This window comes from Aquabacterium sp. CECT 9606, assembly GCF_918741295.1.
Classification (GTDB): Bacteria; Pseudomonadota; Gammaproteobacteria; order Burkholderiales; family Burkholderiaceae_C; genus Aquabacterium.
The window spans coordinates 420,199-438,117 of sequence record NZ_CAKKNB010000004.1 but is presented as its reverse complement, the minus strand read 5'-3'; the positions used below and the strand labels follow the sequence as shown (position 1 = coordinate 438,117).

Genomic DNA, 17,919 nt, shown 5'->3' with positions numbered 1-17,919 from the left:
GTCATCCACCCCGGTTCATGCGCCACAGCAAGTAGCCGCCACCCAGCACGGCGGTCAGCACGCCAACGGGCAGCTCTTGCGGCGCCCATACCCAGCGGGCCACGATGTCCGCGCCCAACAGCAACACCCCGCCAAACAAGGCCGACAGCAGCAACACCGGGCCATTGGTGGCGTTGACCCGGCTGCGCACCAAGTGCGGCGCCACCAGGCCCACGAAAGAAATCAGGCCGGCCTGCGCCACGGCCGCACCCGTCGCCAGTGCCATGGCCGCGATCAGCAGCATGCGCACGCCGGTCAGGCGCACGCCCAGGCTGATGGCGGCCGAATCGCCCAAGGTCAAGGCATCTAAAGCGCGGCTGCAGCCAAAGGCCACCAGCACGCTCACCAGCAAGGTGCTGGCCAGGATCGTCACGCTGTTCCAACCCAGGAAGCCGGTCGTGCCCATCATGAAAGCCTGCATGGCCCGCATGATGTCGGGCACCATCAACATGGTCAGCGCGCTCAAGGCGCCCAGCACCACACCCACCACCACGCCGGCCAGCAAGAGGCGCAAGGTGTGCTGCACGCCACGCGCCAGGATCAAGGTCAGCGACACGGCGCCCACCGCCCCCACAAACGCCGCGCCCGTCAGGCCCAAACGCAAACTCCATGCTGACGCCACTGGCGACACGCCCAGCAAAGCCAGCAGCACTGCCACGCCCAAAGCAGCGCCGGACGAACTGCCCAACAGGTAGGGATCGGCCAAGGGGTTGCGGAACAGGCCCTGCGCGATGGCGCCGCCCAGGCCCAGCAAGGCACCGGCCAACCAAGCGCCCACACAACGTGGTGCGCGGATGTCCCACACGATCTGCATCGCGGTGGGATCACCCCACGGCGGCGACCAGCCGGTGCTGCCCACGGCCAAGCCCAAGGCCTGCAAACCCAAGGTCACCGCGATCAGCACGAAGAGCAAGGTGATCGGCTTCATCGCGCGGCCCCAGCACCAGCCGAAGGGGCCGATTCCCGAAGGCAACGCGCCATGATCTGCGCCGCCTCGCCCATGCGCGGGCCAGGGCGCGACAAAACATCGCCCTGTTCGGAGGTGAAGGCGCACACATGCTTGTCACGCACCGCGCGGATGCGATCCCAGCCGGGCCGCGCGCCCACACCCGCCGAATGCCGCTGTGAAATCATGATGACCTGCGGGTCGGCCCGCACCACGTATTCCGGGTTCAATTTGGGAAATGGGCCCAGGCTGGTGGGCACAATGTTTTTGGCGCCGAGTCGGGTCAAGGTCTCGCCGATGAACGAGGACTCGCCAGCGGCGTAGGGCGCGCTGTCCACCTCGTAGTAAACGCTCAGGCCACGCGCACTGGCGGGCACCGTTTTGGCTGCGGCATCCACCTGCGCCTCCAGCCGCTGCCACAGACGCAAGCCACCATCAGCGCTGCCCAGGATCTGGGCCACCTTGCCGGCCACGCGCTGCACATCCTTGTAGGTGCGGGGCTCCAGCGCCACCACTTTGATGCCCAGGGATTCCAGCCGATCCGTCACGCGTGACGACAAAGCCAAGAGCACCACATCGGGCTTGAGGGAGGCGATCAGCTCGATGTTGGCGTCGTCCAAGCCACCTGTCTTGGGCAGGTTGCGCACGGGGGCCGGGTGGTTGGAATAGCGATCGGTGCCGACCAGGCGGGCGCAACCGCCCAATTCACACACCGTCTCGGTGAGCGATGGCAGCAAGGTCACGATGCGTGCTGGCGAGGCATCCAGGCGAACGGTCACGCCGCGGTCATCGACCAAGGTCACGTCAGGCGCGGCATGGCTCACCGGCGTGGCCGCCATCAAGGCCAACAACAGCATCCAACACCACATGTTCTTCATGCTCATGTCATTCCTCGTGCGGCGTCACTGGCCGCGTCCAGGCCTGCCCCGCCACCATCAAAGTCAACTGCGCACACCGTTGCGCCACCGCCTGGTTGAGCCAACCCAGTTCATCGACAAAGGCACGCACTTCACAAGACAGGGGCACGATGCCCCAGCCCACCTCGTTGGACACGAACACCACGGGCGATGGCAGGTTCGGTAGCACCGCCAACAAGGCCTCGCGCTCGGCACGCCAGGCGGGCAGATCGGCCTGGCCTTGGGCGGGCATCAGCCAGTTGGTCAGCCACAAGGTCAGGCAATCCACCAACAACAAGCGCCCTGGCGATGCTTGCGCGCGCAGGGCCTCGGCCAGGCCCAAAGGCGCCTCGACCGTGGCCATGCCCACGGGCCGCTCTTGCCGATGGCGCTGGATGCGGTCACGCATTTCATCGTCAAAGGCCAGCGCCGTGGCCACCACCGTCACACTGTGCACCTCGGATTGCCGCAACCAGGTTTGGGCCAGCCGCTCGGCCTGGCGCGACTTGCCGCTGCGTTGGCCGCCAACGATCAAATGGTGTTCAGACATCACAGCTCCGGTGTCCAGCGCAGGCCAATGATGGCGGTGCGGGGTGTGGTTCCATAGGTCTGCGCGTTCTCGTACTTTTTGTCGCCCACGTTGTCTATGCGCGCCAGCACGCGCCATTGCGCATTGAGGCGGTACAAGGCATCCACGTTCAACACGGTGTAGCCTCCCAGTGCCCCCGCGTTGTTCACCTTGTCAAAGCGTCGGGCCACCGCCAACAGTTGCGCGCCCAAGGTCCAGTCCTTCACGTCCGTGTCCATGCGCACGGAGGCCTGGCGACGTGCACGGCGCTGAAGATCCGTGCCGTTCAGGGCGTTCTTGTACGATCCGAAATCCATGGAGCCCGACAGGCGCACCGGCCCCAAAGGCACAGCCCCGTTCACACTGAGGCCCTTGAGGTGTGCCAACGCCGTGTTCCTGTAGCAATAAACTGGATCTTGCACACAGGTTCGGGTGCTTCCTGGGGGCCCGGTGATGAGATCGGTCACCCAGTTGTTGTAGGCCGTCGCGCCCCACTGCACACCGCCATTTTGATAACGCACACCGACTTCGGCATTGCGCGAGGATTCAGGTTTGAGCGCCAGGTTGCCGTACTTGCTGAAGCGTTGGTACAGGGTCGGAGCCCGATATCCCGTGCCCCACGATGCGTGAACATTCCAATGGTCCGCAAAGTCCTGGCCCGCTGCCACCGAGCCCGTGCTGTGCGACCCAAACTCGCTGTCCCAATCACTGCGCGCATTGAGTTGAATGGCGGTGCCATGGGCACGCCACGCGTAGCCCAATCCCACGCCATCGTCGCTACGCTCACCTTCGCCAGCGGTACCTGACAGCACCACATCGCTGTTTTTCAGGGTGTCTTGGCGGCGCTCCAGCAGCGTGGTCACCGAATGCGCGCCCCACTTGAATTCATTGAGCCAAGAGGCGGTGTCCACCTGGGTTTCGGTGCGGTAGTCTTTGTCCAGCGGCGTGCGGTATTGGTCGACCGACCGCCCCCCTGTCACTTGGCTCGACCAGTTGTCCCGCCATTGCGCCGTCCATTGAAGCTTCAAGTCATGCAGATCGCGCAAGCCGTAGTCGTCGCGGCTGGCGACGGATGAGTCATAGCGGCTGAGCAGGTGCTGCTGTGAGGCCAGCGCCTCGATTCGGTGCGCCGCCACTGGCGTGAATCCCAGCCTCACGGTCGCGCCTTCCGCGTTGTAGCCATCCCGATCTGCAGCCCTGGTGCCAGGCACGGCATTGATCCGAGCACTGAAGCCATCGCTGCGCTCCCTGGACGCCGACACGGCGTAATCGAACAGACCAGCAGAGCCGCTCAGACCGGCATCGGCCTTGAGGAAACCCCGTTCACCGGCCGACAGCCCCAGGTCCAGCCGCGCCGGCCCCTTGCCTTTTTTGGTGAAGATCTGGACCACGCCCGACATCGCGTCCGAGCCGTACAAGGCACTGACTGGGCCGCGCACGATTTCGATGCGGTCGATCTGAGACAGGTTCAACATCTGCCATGACGCGCCGCCACTGACATTTTGCGTGTCAACGCGCACGCCATCGACCAGCACCGCGATGTGCCGCGCCTCCCCCCCGCGAAGGTAAACGTTGCCATCCGCGCCAGGCCCGCCATTGCGCGCGACCTGAAAGCCTGCCACATGGCTTAGCAAGTCGACCACCGTGCCTGAGGCCTGCCGTTCGATGTCTTCTCTTGAGATCACCGTGACATCGGCCAAGACCAGCGACAGCGGCACTGGCGTGCGCGTCGCCGTGACGACCAGCGGCTCCAAGGCGTCTTTGCCCGAGGTTTGCGCCCAAGCTGAATACCCGAGGCTCAGCCAAACTGCGCCCACCACCAAGGTTTTGAAGTTACCCATGTGGCCGCCCCTCAAAACTGGCGAGCCAGGGTCAACTTGAACGCCCGGCCTGGCTCGGGGTAGAGACTGCCGGTGGCGCAGCTATAGGCGTAGTTGAAGCTGTGCTGATCAGCCAGGTTGGTGCCCGACAATGCCACAGTCCACGTCTTGTCCGACCAGGCATAACGCGCGTCCATCAAGGCCGATTCGGGGATCTTGCGGGCGCATTGATTGGCCCCGTCATCATTGAAACGCATCGCCCCCAGGTACTGAACACCAGTATCAAGCGTCTGACGCTCATTGATGCGATAAGCCAGCCGCAAGGTGGCGGTCTGCGGAGCCACCAGCACCTGCTCCTTGCCCGCATTGGGACCAGCGCGGTACTTCGCAGACAGGCTCTGCCAATTCAAACGCCACTCCAAGGCTGAAGACATGCTCCAACGCCCCTCCATTTCGACCCCTTGGCGGCGCGTCGGATCCACGTTCTCATTGAAGAAGGTGAAAGGCACATACGTGATCTCGTCCACGTTGTCCTGCCGGAAATAGCGCACCGAGAATGCATTTGCGCCCGCGGACCAACGCAGTCCCAATTCCTTGTCGCGCCCTCGTTGTGGCCGCAATGGTTGGCCGCCCGGAGTGTTGCCGTTCTCGTCGAAATTGGGCAGGCGGTATGACTGCGCCCAGCGGCCATACACCGTCCAGTCTTTGGCCAACTCCTGGCTCACCCCAAGCTCGGCTGCCTTGAGCGAATCTCGGCGGTCGTAAGCGCCAGAGACTGAGCGCTCCTTCTTGTTCACCCTTTCGGCACGCCAACCAAAGGCCAGGCGGGTCAGCGAGTCAAACGCCCAATCGCTGTGGGCAAAAAAGGCCTTGTTGGATTGCCAACCGTGGTCATCCGCGAACGGGTTGTGCGCATCCAGCGTCCAGCGCTGCAGGTCAAATCCCACGATCGTGTTGGTGGTCAAGCCCGACCACTTCGCCTCATGGCTGAGCTTGGGCGTGGCCTGCTGGCTCAACACGGAGGTTTCATAGGTGTTGCCCGAGTAGGTGGAATCGGTGTCGCGAGAGCGCGAACTCAGGTCCAGTTGCGCAGTCCACGCTTTGAACTTGAACTCGGTGTTGCTGCTCAACCGGGTTTCATCCGTTTCGCCAAAGTCACTGGGCTTGCTCGCCTGGCGTGGGTTCGCCCGCCATTGGGCAAACGTCAGGGCACCGGGCAATTGAGCAAACTGGCTCTCCTGCTGCACCCTCAACCTCTGAGACCAGGCCTCGGTCGTCCACTGCAACCCAAAGCCGCGCACATCCTGCTCGAAGCGGTTGCGGTCGCGGTAACCGTCAGACCGAATGCTCTGAGCAGAGCCATCCACCGAAAAAATGCCTGACTGGTGCGCAGCGCTGACCTGCACTTCCTTGCCCCGAAAACTGGTCACCGCGCCTTGCAGCTTCGCGCTGGTCCCCACCGACGCCTGGCGTTTCAGAATCACATTGATGACCCCACCCGTCGCGCCCTCTCCCCACATGACGCTGTTGCCACCCCGCACGATTTCGATGCGGTCAATCGCGTCAACCGGGATGGAGGACAACCTCGCAGCGATCAGCTCGTTCTCACTGACCCGGATGCCATCCACCATCACCACCGTGTTGGCGCTGGCGGTGTCGCCATATCCCCGCAAGTCCAGCGTGTACTCGCGCCCTCCCGCCAAATCGGTCTTCCCGGCCACGCCTCCCAAGCGGCGGATGGCCTCGTTGGCATCAGACACGCCCGAGCGCGCAATCTGTTCCGAGCTGATCACCGAAGCACCAATGGGTGCCGATTTCAGCAATTGCGGCATCCGACTGGCCGACACGAACACCGTCTGCAACTCAGGCGGCGCCTGCAAGTCGGCGGCATGGACTTCAGCGGTTGGCAGCAAGGCCCAAGACACCGCCACGGCCACGGCCGAACGCACGCCAGGTGCGAGGCGCACCGAATTCAAAAACAACATGATGGATACAACAGATAAAGGCTCGCGCCAGCGTCCCCGCAGGCAATGAGCGACATGGTGCAAAGCACCCCCTGTTGGCCGGTATCCGGGCTAAGCGGTACAACCCATGCAGCCTTCCCAGACGCGTGAGCGTCCAGTGGCAAGAGAGCACGGGTGGAAGCGTCAGAGACATCATCCCCAACACTTCGACCGCTGACCGTTGCGGGGGCAGCGCAGGTGGGGCGTGGCATGTGTGAATGCCTGAACCGTCCTGCTTCCCGTTTAACTGCACCAGGGAGAACCCTGGCACGAGCACCAACAGGGCGATTGTAAGGGAGCCGGGAAGCCGGCCTACAATGGCCGCCATGTCCAGAATCGATGATCTTACCGAGCGCGTTGAGCGGTTGCTGCTGCGTCACGAAGAGCTTCAGCGCACTCACGAACTGTTGCAGCAGCAACTGGACGTGACCACGCACGAGCGCGATTCGCTCAAGGCCCGTCTGGCCGCCGCCCGCGCCCGCATCGATGCCTTGATCGACAAGCTGCCGGTGTCATCCTCCACCGACGCCACCTCAAGCCACACGCCCGACGCATGAAACAAATCGAAGTCTCGATCATGGGCCAGAGCTACTTGCTGGGCTGCCCCGAAGGTGGTGAAGCGCGCCTCAAAGAAGCCGTCTCGCACGTAGACCGCGAAATGTGTGCCATCCGTGACAGTGGCAAGCTCAAGGCCCGCGAGCGCATTGCCGTGTTGTCCGCGCTGAACCTCGCCTACGAACTGACGGAGCGGCCCTCAGTGGCCGCAGCAGCACCGGTTGCTCCCGTGGCTGATGCGGCCGACATGCCATCGCCTGAACACGTGGACCGGCTCATTGCCCGCATCGACCAGGTGCTGGGCCAAGATGGTCACTTGATTTAAACCCCTTCGCAACGGGGTATTTCCACACCCGGCACAGCACGGCGCAAGTAGAATGAATTCGTTCGTCGCGTTCGTGGAAGCTTTTAATTCCTTGAACCGATGCTCTTAGAGCCAGGGCTTGGAACATTGCCCAGCGGGTGTGATCGTCTCGCGTCAGATGAACCCGAAGCTGTGCTGACCTCGCCCACCTGAATCCCCTGGGTTCAGGAACGCGGCAACCAGTGCGCGGCGAACACCTTATTCATGTGTGCACGAACTGAATGCTGGCCAAGGCCACACGGTTCCCGCCGGTGTCACGGGCACTGGCCATGGCGCGATCCGCGCTGCGCATCATCTCTTCGACCGAGCCCGCGGTGTGCGGAAAACTCGCCACCCCCATGCTCACCGAAAACGGAATCTGCTGGCCATTGTGAGGCACGATGTGCCCCGCGCATTGGCGGCGCAGTTGCTCCATCCTGGAATGGGCCGTGGCCAGGCCAACGCCCGACAACAGCACCACGAAGCGATCACCGCCCAGACGGCATGGAGAGTCCATGGCACGGGTGTTGGCGCGCAGCAAGCGGCCCAAGGCCTCGACCACGCGCTCGCCGCCTTCAGGGCCATGCAAGCGCAGGATTTCGTCCAGCCCATCGATCGACACCGAGACCAGCGCGAACTCGCGTTGTTCGCGGCTGGACAGGTCGGCCTCGCGACGCAATTGTTCTTCAAAGTGGGCGCGGTGGTACAGGCCGGAGGCGCTGTCGCGCACCTGGTTGTCCTGCATGTCACGGCGCAAGGCATCGTTGGCTTTTTGCTGGGCTTCCAATTGCTCCAACGCGGAGTGCAGTTGGGCGTCGCGTTTGCGTTGTTCGGTCACGTCCTTCCAGACGGACAGCAGCTTGTTCGCGGGGCCAGCCTGGCCTTCCTGGGCGGGCGCTTGCCGCCACACGGTGAAGTCTCGGCGCTCGCCCGACCTCTCCAGGCGGTGCTCGGTCATGAAGCCCTGCGTCAAGGACAGCGCCTGCTGGTCGGCCGCGCGCAAGGCCACGGCCTGCACCGCATCGAACAGATCGGCATCCTGGGCGCCCACCACGGTGGCTCGCGGGCCGGCCAGCAAATTAGCGGCGGCCTCATTGGCCCATTCGTAACGCCCACTGGCCACATCCTTGATCAGCAAGGCCACCCCCAATTGGTCAAGGGCATGCACCAGGGCGTCCGACAACACGCCCCCGGACAAGGTCTCCACAGCGTTTGAATCGGCCATAACGTTGATTGGTGTGGTCATGAGTTCTTGGAACAACCCGGCGCATGCAGGCACGCGGCAGGCAAAGGCCTTCAGGGACAAATCTTGGCTTAAATTAACGCGACTGGCTGCCCTTCAAACATGGGATGTGAGCCACCTTTACAGTACTTGTGTGCGCTTTACCACGGTGCATTGAGCTCCATTACCCCCAACCTGCTATCAGTCATGACCAAGCTCGCTGTTTTAGGCTGCGGCCTGATGGGGACGCCGATGGCGCGCCGCCTCATCGCCGCCGGATTTTCGGTCACCGTTTGGAATCGCACGCGGTCCAAGGCCGAAGCCCTTCAATTGGCAGGGGCACTGGTGGCCGACTCACCCGCCTTGGCCGTGGCGCAGGCTGACATCGTCATCACCATGCTGGAACATGGCAAGGTGGTAGAAGAGGTCTTGTTTGGCCTGGGGCCTGGCAGCGCGGGTGCGGCGCTTCGCCCAGGTGCCTTGGTGATCGACATGAGCTCAATCCTGCCCGAGCAGGCCCGCGACCATGCCCAACGCCTGGCCCTGGGCGGGGCCACCAGCCTGGATGCGCCCGTGTCAGGGGGCACGGTGGGCGCCGAGGCGGGCACCCTGGCCATCATGGCGGGCGGCTTGGCCGAAGACTTCGAGCGCGCCCGGCCGGTGTTGGCCGCATTGGGCCGCCCGGTGCACGTGGGGCCCATCGGCAGTGGGCAACTGGCCAAATTGGCCAACCAGATGATCGTGGGCATCACCCTGGGCGCGGTGGCCGAGGCGCTCTTGCTGGCCGAGCGTGGCGGGGCTGACCCGGCCCGCGTGCGAGAAGCCCTGCGCGGCGGCTTTGCCGAAAGCCGGATCCTGGAAGTGCATGGCCAGCGCATGGTCGATGGTGATTTCGCCAAACGCGGCTCCCTGGCCATCCAGCTCAAGGATTTGAACAATGCGCTACACACCGCCGCCGGGATGGATTTCGACGCGCCCATCACCCAAAGACTGGCGGCGCTGTACACCGACGCGGCCCATCATGGGTTTGACCAGTTGGACCAATCCGGCGTGTTCTGCGAGTTGCAGCGCCGGCAAAAACCACCCGTATCCAGCGACCCTGGGGTTTGATACACTGATTTTGAAGGGCCGGTAGCTCAGTTGGGAGAGCGCTGCGTTCGCAATGCAGAGGTCGTCAGTTCGATCCTGATTCGGTCCACCAGGTTCAGTGGTTGCGCCGGTCGTAACCCTGTTTGACGTAGTAGCGCCGCTTGGCCTCGTACATCTGCTGGTCGGCCCGGTGAACCAGGGCTTCCATGCGTTCGCCGCCCACGCTGGTCGCTGAGCCAATGGCCAGGCTGATCTGAGAGCTGCCCGCATTGAACTGGTTGTTCAAAGCCAGCAATTCATGCAACTGCTCCACCCGGTGCTCACAACCCCTTGCATCGGTGTTGGGCAGCAACAAGGCGAACTCGTCGCCACCAATGCGCGAGGCCGTGCACGGCCGGTCCACCGCCTTGCGCAAGACCTCACCCACCCGGCGCAGCATGGCATCACCCCCCGCATGGCCCAGCTCGTCGTTGACGCCCTTGAGGTTGTTCAGGTCCACCACCACCACGCTGATGGGCCAAGGGCCATGGCGTTCCAGCCGGTTGATCTCGTCGGTGAAGAAGGAGCGGTTGCGCAGGCCGGTCAAGGCGTCGTGCATGCCCAGGTATTCCAGGTAAGCCTCGGCCTTTTTGCGGGCACTGATGTCGGTCAGGGACACCAGCACCTTGTCCCAACGCTCCTCGTGGCCTGGCAATACCGAGAACTGCAGGTACACGTGCACCTTTTCGCCATCCAGTGCGTAGTTCACCACTTCGCGTTGCTGGAACAGCTTGCCACTCCAGAGGTCCAACAGTTGCTCGGCGAAATGCGGGCGCATGTCATCTCGGAAGATCTTGTCGGTCTGGGCCAGCAAAGAGGCCTTGTCGGCCGCGCGGAACATGTGCACGGTTTGCTGATTGATGTCCAGCACGCGGATCTCTTGCAAACAGCGGGTGACGAATTCGGGGTGCACATCCAGGAAGACCCGGAAATCGACGATGCTCTGGCCTCGCACTTCTTCAATCAACTGCTTGATGCCCGTGAAGTCTTCAAGCCACAAGGACACCGGCGAGTGCTCGAACAGGCCTTTGGCTTCCAGCTCACTGGCGCGCAGGGCACGCTCGGTGCGAGACCGTTCGGTGGTGTCCTCAATCGCCAACAGCACGCGTGACCAGCTGTCCTCATGGCCAGGCAGGATGTTGGCTTTCAAGGAAATCGACAGGCGCTCGCCATGCAGGGTGTAGTTCACCGTCTGGCTGGCAAACTGGGTTCGGCCAGCCCAAAGCTGCGCCAGCTCTTCAATGTGCTGCTCGAACATGTCGTCGCGGAAAACCTGGTGCAAGTTGGACGACAACTCGTCAAGATCGCGCGCGCCATAAAGCGACAAGGTGCGCTGGTTCACCCTCAGGATGCGAATGCACTTGGAGCATTCGGCCACCCGCAGCGGGTGCTGGTGCAAAAAGGCGCGCAGGTCGGTCACGCCCTCCTCGCGCCACTGCGCGAACAACGCTTTCAATGCGCTGTAATCCTCCAGCCAGAGCGACACGGGTGCCAGCTCAAACATGTCGGCATAGAGATCGTCCATCGCGATGGGTCTTTCCAGAGAGCTCAAAAAAGTGATCAGCAAGGCAGCAGTGCAAGCATAACGGCCATTGCTTCAAAAGCCGAGCCAGCAGGCATGATGGCGTCTTTTCGCCTCTTTGCACCACTTCGTCATGACTTCCAGCTTCATGCGCACGGCCTTGGTTCTGGGTCTGTTGACCGCCATCGGCCCCTTTGCCATTGACATGTACCTGCCGGCCTTGCCGGCCATCGGGCAAAGCCTGCACGCGGACACCAGTGCCGTGCAATGGAGCTTGATGGCCTTCTTCCTGTCGCTGGGCTTGTGCCAGCTGATCTACGGGCCTTGGTCAGACATGGTGGGCCGCAAGACACCGTTGTACGTGGGCCTCGTGCTGTTTGCCTTGACCAGCGTGGCCTGCGGCCTGGCACAAGACATCCACACCCTGACTTTCTGGCGCTTCATCCAGGGCATCGGGGCCTGCGCCACCATGGCCATTCCCCGGGCCATCGTCCGTGACCTGCACACTGGGGCTGATGCCGCCCGGCTGATGTCCCTGCTCATGCTGGTGTTCAGCGTGTCGCCCGTGCTGGCGCCGCTGGCGGGCAGCATCGCCATCGAACTGGCCAGTTGGCGCGCGGTGTTCTGGGCCGTGACCGTGGCGGCCGTGCTGGGCTTGGTGCTCACAGCCACCATGCTGCCCGAAACCCGGCCACCCGCCGAGCGCATTGGCAGCAACCTGGCCAGCGCCTGGGCAGGCTACGTCACCCTGATGAAAGACCGGCACTTTCTGGGCCTGACCTTCATTGGCGGCTTTGGCATGGCCAGCTTCTTCGTCTACCTGGCCAACTCGTCGTTCGTGTTGATCCAGGGCTATGGCCTCACGCCCACGGTCTACAGCTTCTTCTTCTCGATCAATGCCGTGGCCTTCATCGGCACAGCGCAACTGACCGGTTGGCTCACCAAGCGGTTCGGGCTGCAAGGCGTGGTCAAGGTGGCGGCCATCGGCTATGTGTTGCCGCTGATCGCGCTGGTGGTGGTGTTCGCCATGGGCGTGCAACGGCTTGATGTGCTGGCCATCTTGCTGTTCATCGGCTATGGTTTCCTGGGCCTCATCATCCCGACGACCTCTGTGCTGGCACTGGACAACCATGGCGACATCGCCGGCACCGCCTCAGCCCTGCTGGGCACTTTGCAGATGGTGACGGGCGCCATCGTGGTGGCGCTGATGGGCCTGTTCATGGACGGCTCGGCCCTGAGCATGGTGGTGGGGATCACGGTCTGTGCGCTCATCACCTGGGTGATCACATGGCTCACGCTCAGGCACTCGGCCCAGCATGGGCATACTGCCGCCTGAACTTTCCAGGGAATCACCCAGATGAAGCACCCCACCCCAGGCGCAGCCCAGCGCAACAAACCCGGCACGGTGCTGTTCGCCAGCCTGATCGGCACCACGGTCGAATTTTTCGACTTCTACATCTATGCCACGGCGGCGGTTTTGATCTTCCCGAGAGCGTTTTTCCCGTCGTCCGACCCGACGGCCGCGACCTTGCAATCGCTGATCACCTTTGCCCTGGCCTTCTTCGCCCGGCCCGTGGGCTCGGCGGTGTTCGGCCACTTCGGTGACCGCATCGGGCGCAAGGCCACCCTGGTCGGTGCCTTGCTGACCATGGGCATCTCGACAGTCGCCATTGGCCTGCTGCCCACGTACGAAACGATCGGGACCTGGGCGCCCTTGCTCCTGGCCGTGTGTCGCTTTGGTCAGGGCTTCGGGCTGGGCGGGGAATGGGGTGGCGCCGTGTTGTTGGCCACCGAAAACGCCCCGCCCGGCAAGCGAGCCTGGTACGGCATGTTCCCGCAGTTGGGCGCGCCCATCGGCTTCTTCATGTCGGGCGGCATCTTTTTGTGGCTGGGCGAGGTGCTGACCGAAGAGCAGTTCTTCAACTTTGGCTGGCGCATCCCTTTCCTGGCCAGCGCCTTGCTGGTGTTCGTGGGCTTGTATGTGCGCTTCAAGATCACCGAAACCCCCGTGTTCCAGAACGTGCTGAACCACAATCAGCGTGTCAAGGTGCCCGTGGTGACGGTGTTCCGTGACCACACCAAGGTCCTGGTGCTGGGGACACTGGCCGCGCTGGCCACCTTCGTGCTGTTCTATTTGATGACGGTGTTCGCCTTGAGCTGGGGTACCAGCGCCCTGCACTACTCGCGCCGCGATTTCCTGGAGATCCAACTGTTCGCGGTGCTGTTCTTCGCGCTGTGCATTCCGCTGTCGGCCTGGCTGGCCGACAAATATGGCCGCCGCGGCACCCTGATCTGGGTGTCGGCCGCCATTGTGGTTTTTGGCTTCTCGATGAGCTCGCTGTTTGGCGCCGGCAATGCTTTGGGCGTGACCCTGTTCCTGTCCGTGGGCTTGGGGCTCATGGGCATGACCTATGGACCGCTGGGCACGCTGCTGTCGGAGATGTTCCCAACCGCCGTGCGCTACACCGGCTCGTCCATGACCTTCAATTTCGCTGGCATCCTGGGTGCTTCACTGGCGCCCTATCTGGCCACCACCCTGGCCACCCGGTACGGCCTGGCCTATGTGGGCTACTACCTGTCCATCGCCGCCGCCATCAGCCTGTTGGCCTTGTGGCTGTCCAAACCGGGCAGCGACAGCGATTTCGACGCCTGAGCCATCACCGGAACACACTCACCGCCTCGACCAGGCGCGCCGCCTGCTCTTTCAGGCCCTCAGACGCGGCGGCGCTTTGCTCCACCAAGGCCGCGTTTTGTTGCGTGATCTGGTCCAGGTGGCTGACCGCCTGGCCGACCTGTGTGATGCCGCCGCTCTGCTCTCGGGTGGCCGAACTGATTTCGGCGATCAGATCCGACACGCGTTGAACCTGGTTCACCACATCGTCCATGGTCTTGCCGGCGTCGTCCACCTGCTTGGCGCCCGACTCCACCTTTTCAACACTGGCATTGATCAGGTGTTTGATTTCCTTCGCAGCTTCGGCGCTGCGCTGAGCCAGGCTGCGCACCTCGCCAGCCACCACGGCAAAACCACGTCCCTGCTCGCCGGCACGTGCCGCTTCCACCGCGGCATTCAGCGCCAGGATGTTGGTCTGGAAAGCAATGCCATCGATGACGCCGATGATGTCGGCGATCTTCTTGGAGCTGTGGGTGATCTCGTTCATGGTGTGGACCACTTCAGACACCGCTTGGCCGCCCTTGCTCGCCGCATGGCTGGCCGTGCCAGACAGCTCATTGGCCTGCGTGGCGGTGTCGGCGCTGCTCTTCACGGTCGCCGTCATCTGCGTCATGGTTGACGCCGTTTGCTGGACGCTGGAGGCCGCGGCCTCGGTGCGTGATGCCAGGTCATTGTTGCCTTGCGCGATCTCGTTGATGGCCGTTTGCACGTTGACGACCTGTGCACTGACGTCATCAATCAGCCAGCGGAACATCAATCCCAGTTGGCTGATCGAGCGCAAGGTCATGCCGACCTCGTCGACCCGGTTCATCTGGATCGGGTTCTGGGTTTCACCCGAAGCCACCCGCAAGGCCTGCTGGCAGAGCTGCTCAACTGGCCGCGTTACCTGGGCCTCCAGCCACCACGCGGCCAACAGCGACAGCGTGCTCATCACGGCCGTGAAGGCCGCCACCGACGCACCACCCAAGCCCAGCGCCCAGGCGCCCATCACGCTGGCCGGCAGCAGTGCCAGCAAGGCCGCCCGGACGCGCCACCGCACCGGCATGGTCTGCAAACACGAAGCCCAGCTCATCAACCCGGTCCGCGACACCAGCCCTTTGTGGAAGCGGCGCCCGCCCGTCTCACCGGCTTGGAATTTTTTATAAAGAGTTTGCGCTGCGTCAATTTCTTCGCGAGACGCCTTGGTGCGCACCGACAGGTAGCCTGTGGGCCGACCTTGGCGGATGACCGGCATGGCGCTCGCGCGCACCCAGTAGTGGTCGCCTGTTTTGCGGCGATTTTTCACGATGCCCGTCCAGGGCTGGCCCCCTTTGAGGGTGGCCCACATGTCGGCAAAGGCCTCCTTGGGCATGTCCGGATGGCGCACCAGGTTGTGGGGGTGCCCCTGCAATTCCTCGCGGCTGTAGCCGCTGATCGCCACGAATGCGGCGTTGGCGTAGGTGATGTGGCTTTGCAGATCCGTGGTCGACATCAAAGTCGCATCGGCGGGAAAGTCAAACTCTTGTTGGGTGACGGGCTGGTTGTTGCGCATGAAAGATCGAGGCCATGGTCAAAGAAAGCCCCTTGTTATCGGCGGAAATGCCGGCAACTTCAGTGTTCAGCCGCCAGCGCGCTTGACGATCCAGCCTTGCTTCTGCAAGAAAGCCATGACGGTATCGACATGGTCGCCCTGCACCTCGACCACGCCATCCTTGACGGTGCCACCGCAACCGCAGGCAGCCTTGAGCTGCTTGCCCAACTGGTTGAGGGCCACATCGTCCAGCGGCACGCCCTTGACCAGGGTCACGCCCTTGCCTTTGCGCCCTTTGGTTTCGCGCGATACCCGCACGATGCCGTCGGATGCGGGCAAGTTCACTTTCTTGCCGCACACGCATTGCGCCACGGCCTGGCGGCACTCGGGGCAAGTGCGACCCAGTTCGGTGGAGTAAACCAGCCCACCGCTCGATTTTTGAGGTTTCATGGCCTTGATTGATGAGTGTCTGTCACAGGGTTGCCACAATACAGCGATACCGTCCGAGCCATGAGCCCCACCGACGACGACCTGATCCGACGCATCCACCGCGACCTGCAAGACAGCTACGACGAAGAGCTTGAACTAGAGCTGGACGACCACGACAACGTGGACAAGGAAAGCCGCAAACAGTACTTCAACGAACTGTTCCGTTTGCAGGGTGAGCTGGTCAAGCTCCAGGACTGGGTGGTGAACACCGGCCACAAGGTGGTGATCCTGTTCGAGGGCCGCGACGCAGCCGGCAAGGGTGGCGTGATCAAGCGCATCACGCAACGCCTGAACCCCCGCGTGGCCCGCGTGGCAGCCCTGCCCGCGCCCAATGACCGCGAGCGCACGCAATGGTATTTTCAACGCTATGCCTCGCACCTGCCGGCCGCGGGCGAGATGGTGCTTTTTGACCGCAGCTGGTACAACCGCGCCGGCGTCGAGCGCGTGATGGGCTTTTGCACCGATGACCAATACGAAGAGTTCTTCCGCTCGGCGCCCGAGTTTGAGCGGATGCTGGTGCGCTCGGGCATCCAGCTGATCAAATATTGGTTTTCAATCTCGGATGAAGAGCAGCAATTGCGCTTCATGGGCCGCATCCACGACCCGCTCAAGCAATGGAAGCTCAGCCCAATGGACCTGGAATCGCGCCGCCGCTGGGAGGACTACACCCGCGCCAAGGAGGTCATGCTGGAGCGCACGCACATCGCCGAGGCGCCGTGGTGGGTGGTCCAGGCCGACGACAAGAAGAAGGCCCGGCTGAACTGCATCCACCACCTGCTGCAGCAAATGCCTTACCGTGAAATCGAGCGCCCGGCCATCGTGCTGCCACCGCGAGAACGCCACCAGGACTACGCCCGCCAGCCGGTGCCGCCCGACATCGTCGTGCCCGAGATCTATTGAAAACCGCATGGCTTGACCCTCGTTCGAGACAGGCGCAAAGTGGGGGAGTCTTGGCAACGAGGACCCATCATGAAAACCTTCATGCTTGAACCGCGCATGCTGACCATGGGCGGTGTGTTCTACCCCACGGGCTATGTTTTCGCCATGTTCCCCAACCTGGAAGATGCCGACAAGGTGGGCGCCGCTTTGCAGGGCGCTGGATTCCACAGCGATGACATTATGCTGTTGAAACCCGAGGCCATCCTGGACCAGGTCAGCCCCACCGTCCCAGCCGCGCCGGGGCCCATGCCTTCTGTGGGCAGCGAAGCGGCCACCGTGCGCCAGTACACACAATTGGCACGTCAGGGCCACTGCGCGCTGCTGGTTCACGCCGCATCCGAACGCAGCACCCAGCGCTTGATGGAAGTCGTGCACACCGTGCCTTTTTCAATGGCTGAAAAGTACCACTTCCTCGCCATGGAGCACCTGCACTGAGGCTCCAACCAGGGCGGTCTCACGCTCACGGGTCACGTGATAAAGTGACGGGGTCATTGGGGAGTAGCCGCCCTGTTTCCCACAGGGGCATGCGTCAACACACTTGGCCTTTCGGCCATGGCGCTTGCAGCTTCACGCCTGGCAAGACCTTTGACCACATCGCCTCCGCTCGGGCCGGGGATGCGTGTGGTCATCGGTATTCATGCCGGCCCTGGAGAATCCCATGCAAGCTTTCCTCGTTTCCACCGGCGTCGTGGCGCTGGCCGAAATCGGTGACAAAACCCAACTCCTTTCATTGCTGCTGGCCGCCAAGTTCAAGCGGCCCGTGCCCATCATCGCGGGGATTTTCGTGGCGACCTTGCTGAACCACGGCATGGCGGGGCTGGTGGGTGGCTGGGTGTCCGAGCACATCGGCCCCGATGTGTTGCGCTGGGTGCTGGGCGTGTCGTTTCTGGCCATGGCGGTCTGGACGCTGATCCCCGACAAGCTGGACGATGGCGAATCCACCTCGCTACAACGGTTTGGCGTGTTCGGCACCACGGTGCTGGCCTTTTTTCTGGCCGAGATGGGTGACAAGACCCAAGTGGCCACGGTGGCGCTGGCCGCGCGCTACAACGATTTGATGTCGGTGGTCATGGGCACCACCATCGGCATGATGCTGGCCAATGTGCCCGCCGTGCTGCTGGGCGACATCGTGGTCCGCAAGGTGTCCATGCGTCTGGTACACGGCATCGCCGCCCTGATGTTCGCCGTCTTGGGCCTGCTGGCATTGCTGGACGTGGGCAGCTTTTTCTAGGCAGGGCCGGCCTTCGTTTTTACGACATTTTTACGCC

At 63.0% G+C, this 17,919-nt stretch carries 17 protein-coding genes, 1 tRNA gene, 1 other RNA gene and 2 riboswitches; of the genes, 10 read left to right on the top strand and 9 right to left on the bottom strand.

Annotation, left to right across the window (positions count from 1 at the left end; all coding sequences use genetic code 11):
* Nucleotide 1: 1 nt before the first annotated feature.
* The 5 genes from LQ232_RS19295 to LQ232_RS19275 are packed head-to-tail and all read right to left on the bottom strand — an operon-like array spanning nt 2 to nt 6,254.
* Nucleotides 2–967, bottom strand: a complete 966-nt coding sequence (locus tag LQ232_RS19295; protein WP_230182013.1) for an iron ABC transporter permease — start codon at nt 965–967, stop codon at nt 2–4.
* Nucleotides 964–1,863 carry an ABC transporter substrate-binding protein gene (locus LQ232_RS19290; protein WP_230182388.1) on the bottom strand — a complete coding sequence of 300 codons (900 nt, stop codon included), beginning with the start codon at nt 1,861–1,863 and terminating at the stop codon, nt 964–966. Before LQ232_RS19290 ends, LQ232_RS19295 begins: the two co-directional genes overlap by 4 nt.
* Nucleotides 1,864–1,870: 7 nt before the next feature.
* A complete protein-coding gene (cobU, locus tag LQ232_RS19285; RefSeq protein WP_230182012.1) occupies nt 1,871–2,431 on the bottom strand; it encodes a bifunctional adenosylcobinamide kinase/adenosylcobinamide-phosphate guanylyltransferase in 561 nt (186 codons plus the stop codon).
* Nucleotides 2,431–4,290, bottom strand: coding sequence for a TonB-dependent receptor domain-containing protein (locus LQ232_RS19280; RefSeq protein WP_230182011.1), 1,860 nt, complete (start codon nt 4,288–4,290; stop codon nt 2,431–2,433). The genes cobU and LQ232_RS19280 overlap by 1 nt, the downstream gene beginning before the upstream one ends.
* Nucleotides 4,291–4,301: 11 nt before the next feature.
* Nucleotides 4,302–6,254 (bottom strand): TonB-dependent receptor, encoded by a 1,953-nt coding sequence (locus tag LQ232_RS19275; RefSeq protein WP_230182010.1) that lies wholly within the window; start codon nt 6,252–6,254, stop codon nt 4,302–4,304.
* 58 nt (nt 6,255–6,312) lie between these two features.
* Nucleotides 6,313–6,568, bottom strand: a riboswitch (cobalamin riboswitch).
* A gap of 21 nt (nt 6,569–6,589) precedes the next feature.
* On the opposite strand from LQ232_RS19275, the gene LQ232_RS19270 reads away from it, so the two are divergent.
* The 3 genes from LQ232_RS19270 to ssrS all read left to right on the top strand — a co-directional run bounded on the left by LQ232_RS19270 (nt 6,590) and on the right by ssrS (nt 7,389).
* Nucleotides 6,590–6,829: a DUF904 domain-containing protein gene (locus tag LQ232_RS19270; RefSeq protein WP_230182009.1), complete on the top strand. Its 240-nt coding sequence runs from the start codon at nt 6,590–6,592 to the stop codon at nt 6,827–6,829.
* Nucleotides 6,826–7,152 (top strand): cell division protein ZapA, encoded by a 327-nt coding sequence (locus LQ232_RS19265; protein ID WP_230182008.1) that lies wholly within the window; start codon nt 6,826–6,828, stop codon nt 7,150–7,152. Before LQ232_RS19270 ends, LQ232_RS19265 begins: the two co-directional genes overlap by 4 nt.
* 58 nt (nt 7,153–7,210) lie before the next feature.
* Nucleotides 7,211–7,389: non-coding RNA, 6S RNA (gene ssrS / locus LQ232_RS19260), on the top strand.
* Between the two features lie 4 nt (nt 7,390–7,393).
* On the opposite strand, the gene LQ232_RS19255 is transcribed toward ssrS, so the two are convergent.
* A complete protein-coding gene (locus tag LQ232_RS19255) occupies nt 7,394–8,416 on the bottom strand; it encodes a sensor domain-containing diguanylate cyclase (RefSeq protein ID WP_230182007.1) in 1,023 nt (340 codons plus the stop codon).
* A gap of 183 nt (nt 8,417–8,599) precedes the next feature.
* Here LQ232_RS19255 and LQ232_RS19250 point away from each other — a divergent pair, with 183 nt between their 5' ends.
* Nucleotides 8,600–9,502: an NAD(P)-dependent oxidoreductase gene (locus LQ232_RS19250; RefSeq protein WP_230182006.1), complete on the top strand. Its 903-nt coding sequence runs from the start codon at nt 8,600–8,602 to the stop codon at nt 9,500–9,502.
* A 15-nt stretch (nt 9,503–9,517) separates the two neighbouring features.
* Nucleotides 9,518–9,593 (top strand) — tRNA-Ala (locus LQ232_RS19245).
* Nucleotides 9,594–9,596: 3 nt separating this feature from the next.
* On the opposite strand, the gene LQ232_RS19240 is transcribed toward LQ232_RS19245, so the two are convergent.
* Nucleotides 9,597–11,045, bottom strand: a complete 1,449-nt coding sequence (locus LQ232_RS19240) for a diguanylate cyclase (protein ID WP_230182005.1) — start codon at nt 11,043–11,045, stop codon at nt 9,597–9,599.
* Between the two features lie 130 nt (nt 11,046–11,175).
* Here LQ232_RS19240 and LQ232_RS19235 point away from each other — a divergent pair, with 130 nt between their 5' ends.
* Nucleotides 11,176–12,378: a multidrug effflux MFS transporter gene (locus tag LQ232_RS19235; protein ID WP_230182004.1), complete on the top strand. Its 1,203-nt coding sequence runs from the start codon at nt 11,176–11,178 to the stop codon at nt 12,376–12,378.
* Nucleotides 12,379–12,399: 21 nt separating this feature from the next.
* Nucleotides 12,400–13,695 (top strand): MFS transporter, encoded by a 1,296-nt coding sequence (locus tag LQ232_RS19230; protein WP_230182003.1) that lies wholly within the window; start codon nt 12,400–12,402, stop codon nt 13,693–13,695.
* Between the two features lie 4 nt (nt 13,696–13,699).
* Here the strand turns inward: LQ232_RS19230 and LQ232_RS19225 are convergent, their stop codons facing one another.
* Nucleotides 13,700–15,244: a PAS domain-containing methyl-accepting chemotaxis protein gene (locus LQ232_RS19225; RefSeq protein WP_230182002.1), complete on the bottom strand. Its 1,545-nt coding sequence runs from the start codon at nt 15,242–15,244 to the stop codon at nt 13,700–13,702.
* Between the two features lie 66 nt (nt 15,245–15,310).
* Nucleotides 15,311–15,673 carry a translation initiation factor Sui1 gene (locus LQ232_RS19220; protein ID WP_230182001.1) on the bottom strand — a complete coding sequence of 121 codons (363 nt, stop codon included), beginning with the start codon at nt 15,671–15,673 and terminating at the stop codon, nt 15,311–15,313.
* A gap of 60 nt (nt 15,674–15,733) precedes the next feature.
* On the opposite strand from LQ232_RS19220, the gene ppk2 reads away from it, so the two are divergent.
* The 3 genes from ppk2 (at nt 15,734) to LQ232_RS19205 (ending at nt 17,882) form a co-directional block, all read left to right on the top strand.
* Nucleotides 15,734–16,612, top strand: a complete 879-nt coding sequence (gene ppk2, locus LQ232_RS19215) for a polyphosphate kinase 2 (protein WP_230182000.1) — start codon at nt 15,734–15,736, stop codon at nt 16,610–16,612.
* A gap of 69 nt (nt 16,613–16,681) precedes the next feature.
* Nucleotides 16,682–17,086 carry a hypothetical protein gene (locus LQ232_RS19210; RefSeq protein WP_230181999.1) on the top strand — a complete coding sequence of 135 codons (405 nt, stop codon included), beginning with the start codon at nt 16,682–16,684 and terminating at the stop codon, nt 17,084–17,086.
* 46 nt (nt 17,087–17,132) lie between these two features.
* A riboswitch (yybP-ykoY riboswitch) is annotated at nt 17,133–17,303 on the top strand.
* 6 nt (nt 17,304–17,309) lie between these two features.
* Entirely contained in the window at nt 17,310–17,882 is a 573-nt protein-coding gene (locus LQ232_RS19205) for a TMEM165/GDT1 family protein (protein ID WP_230181998.1), read from the top strand.
* The last annotated feature ends 37 nt before the right edge of the window (nt 17,883–17,919 follow it).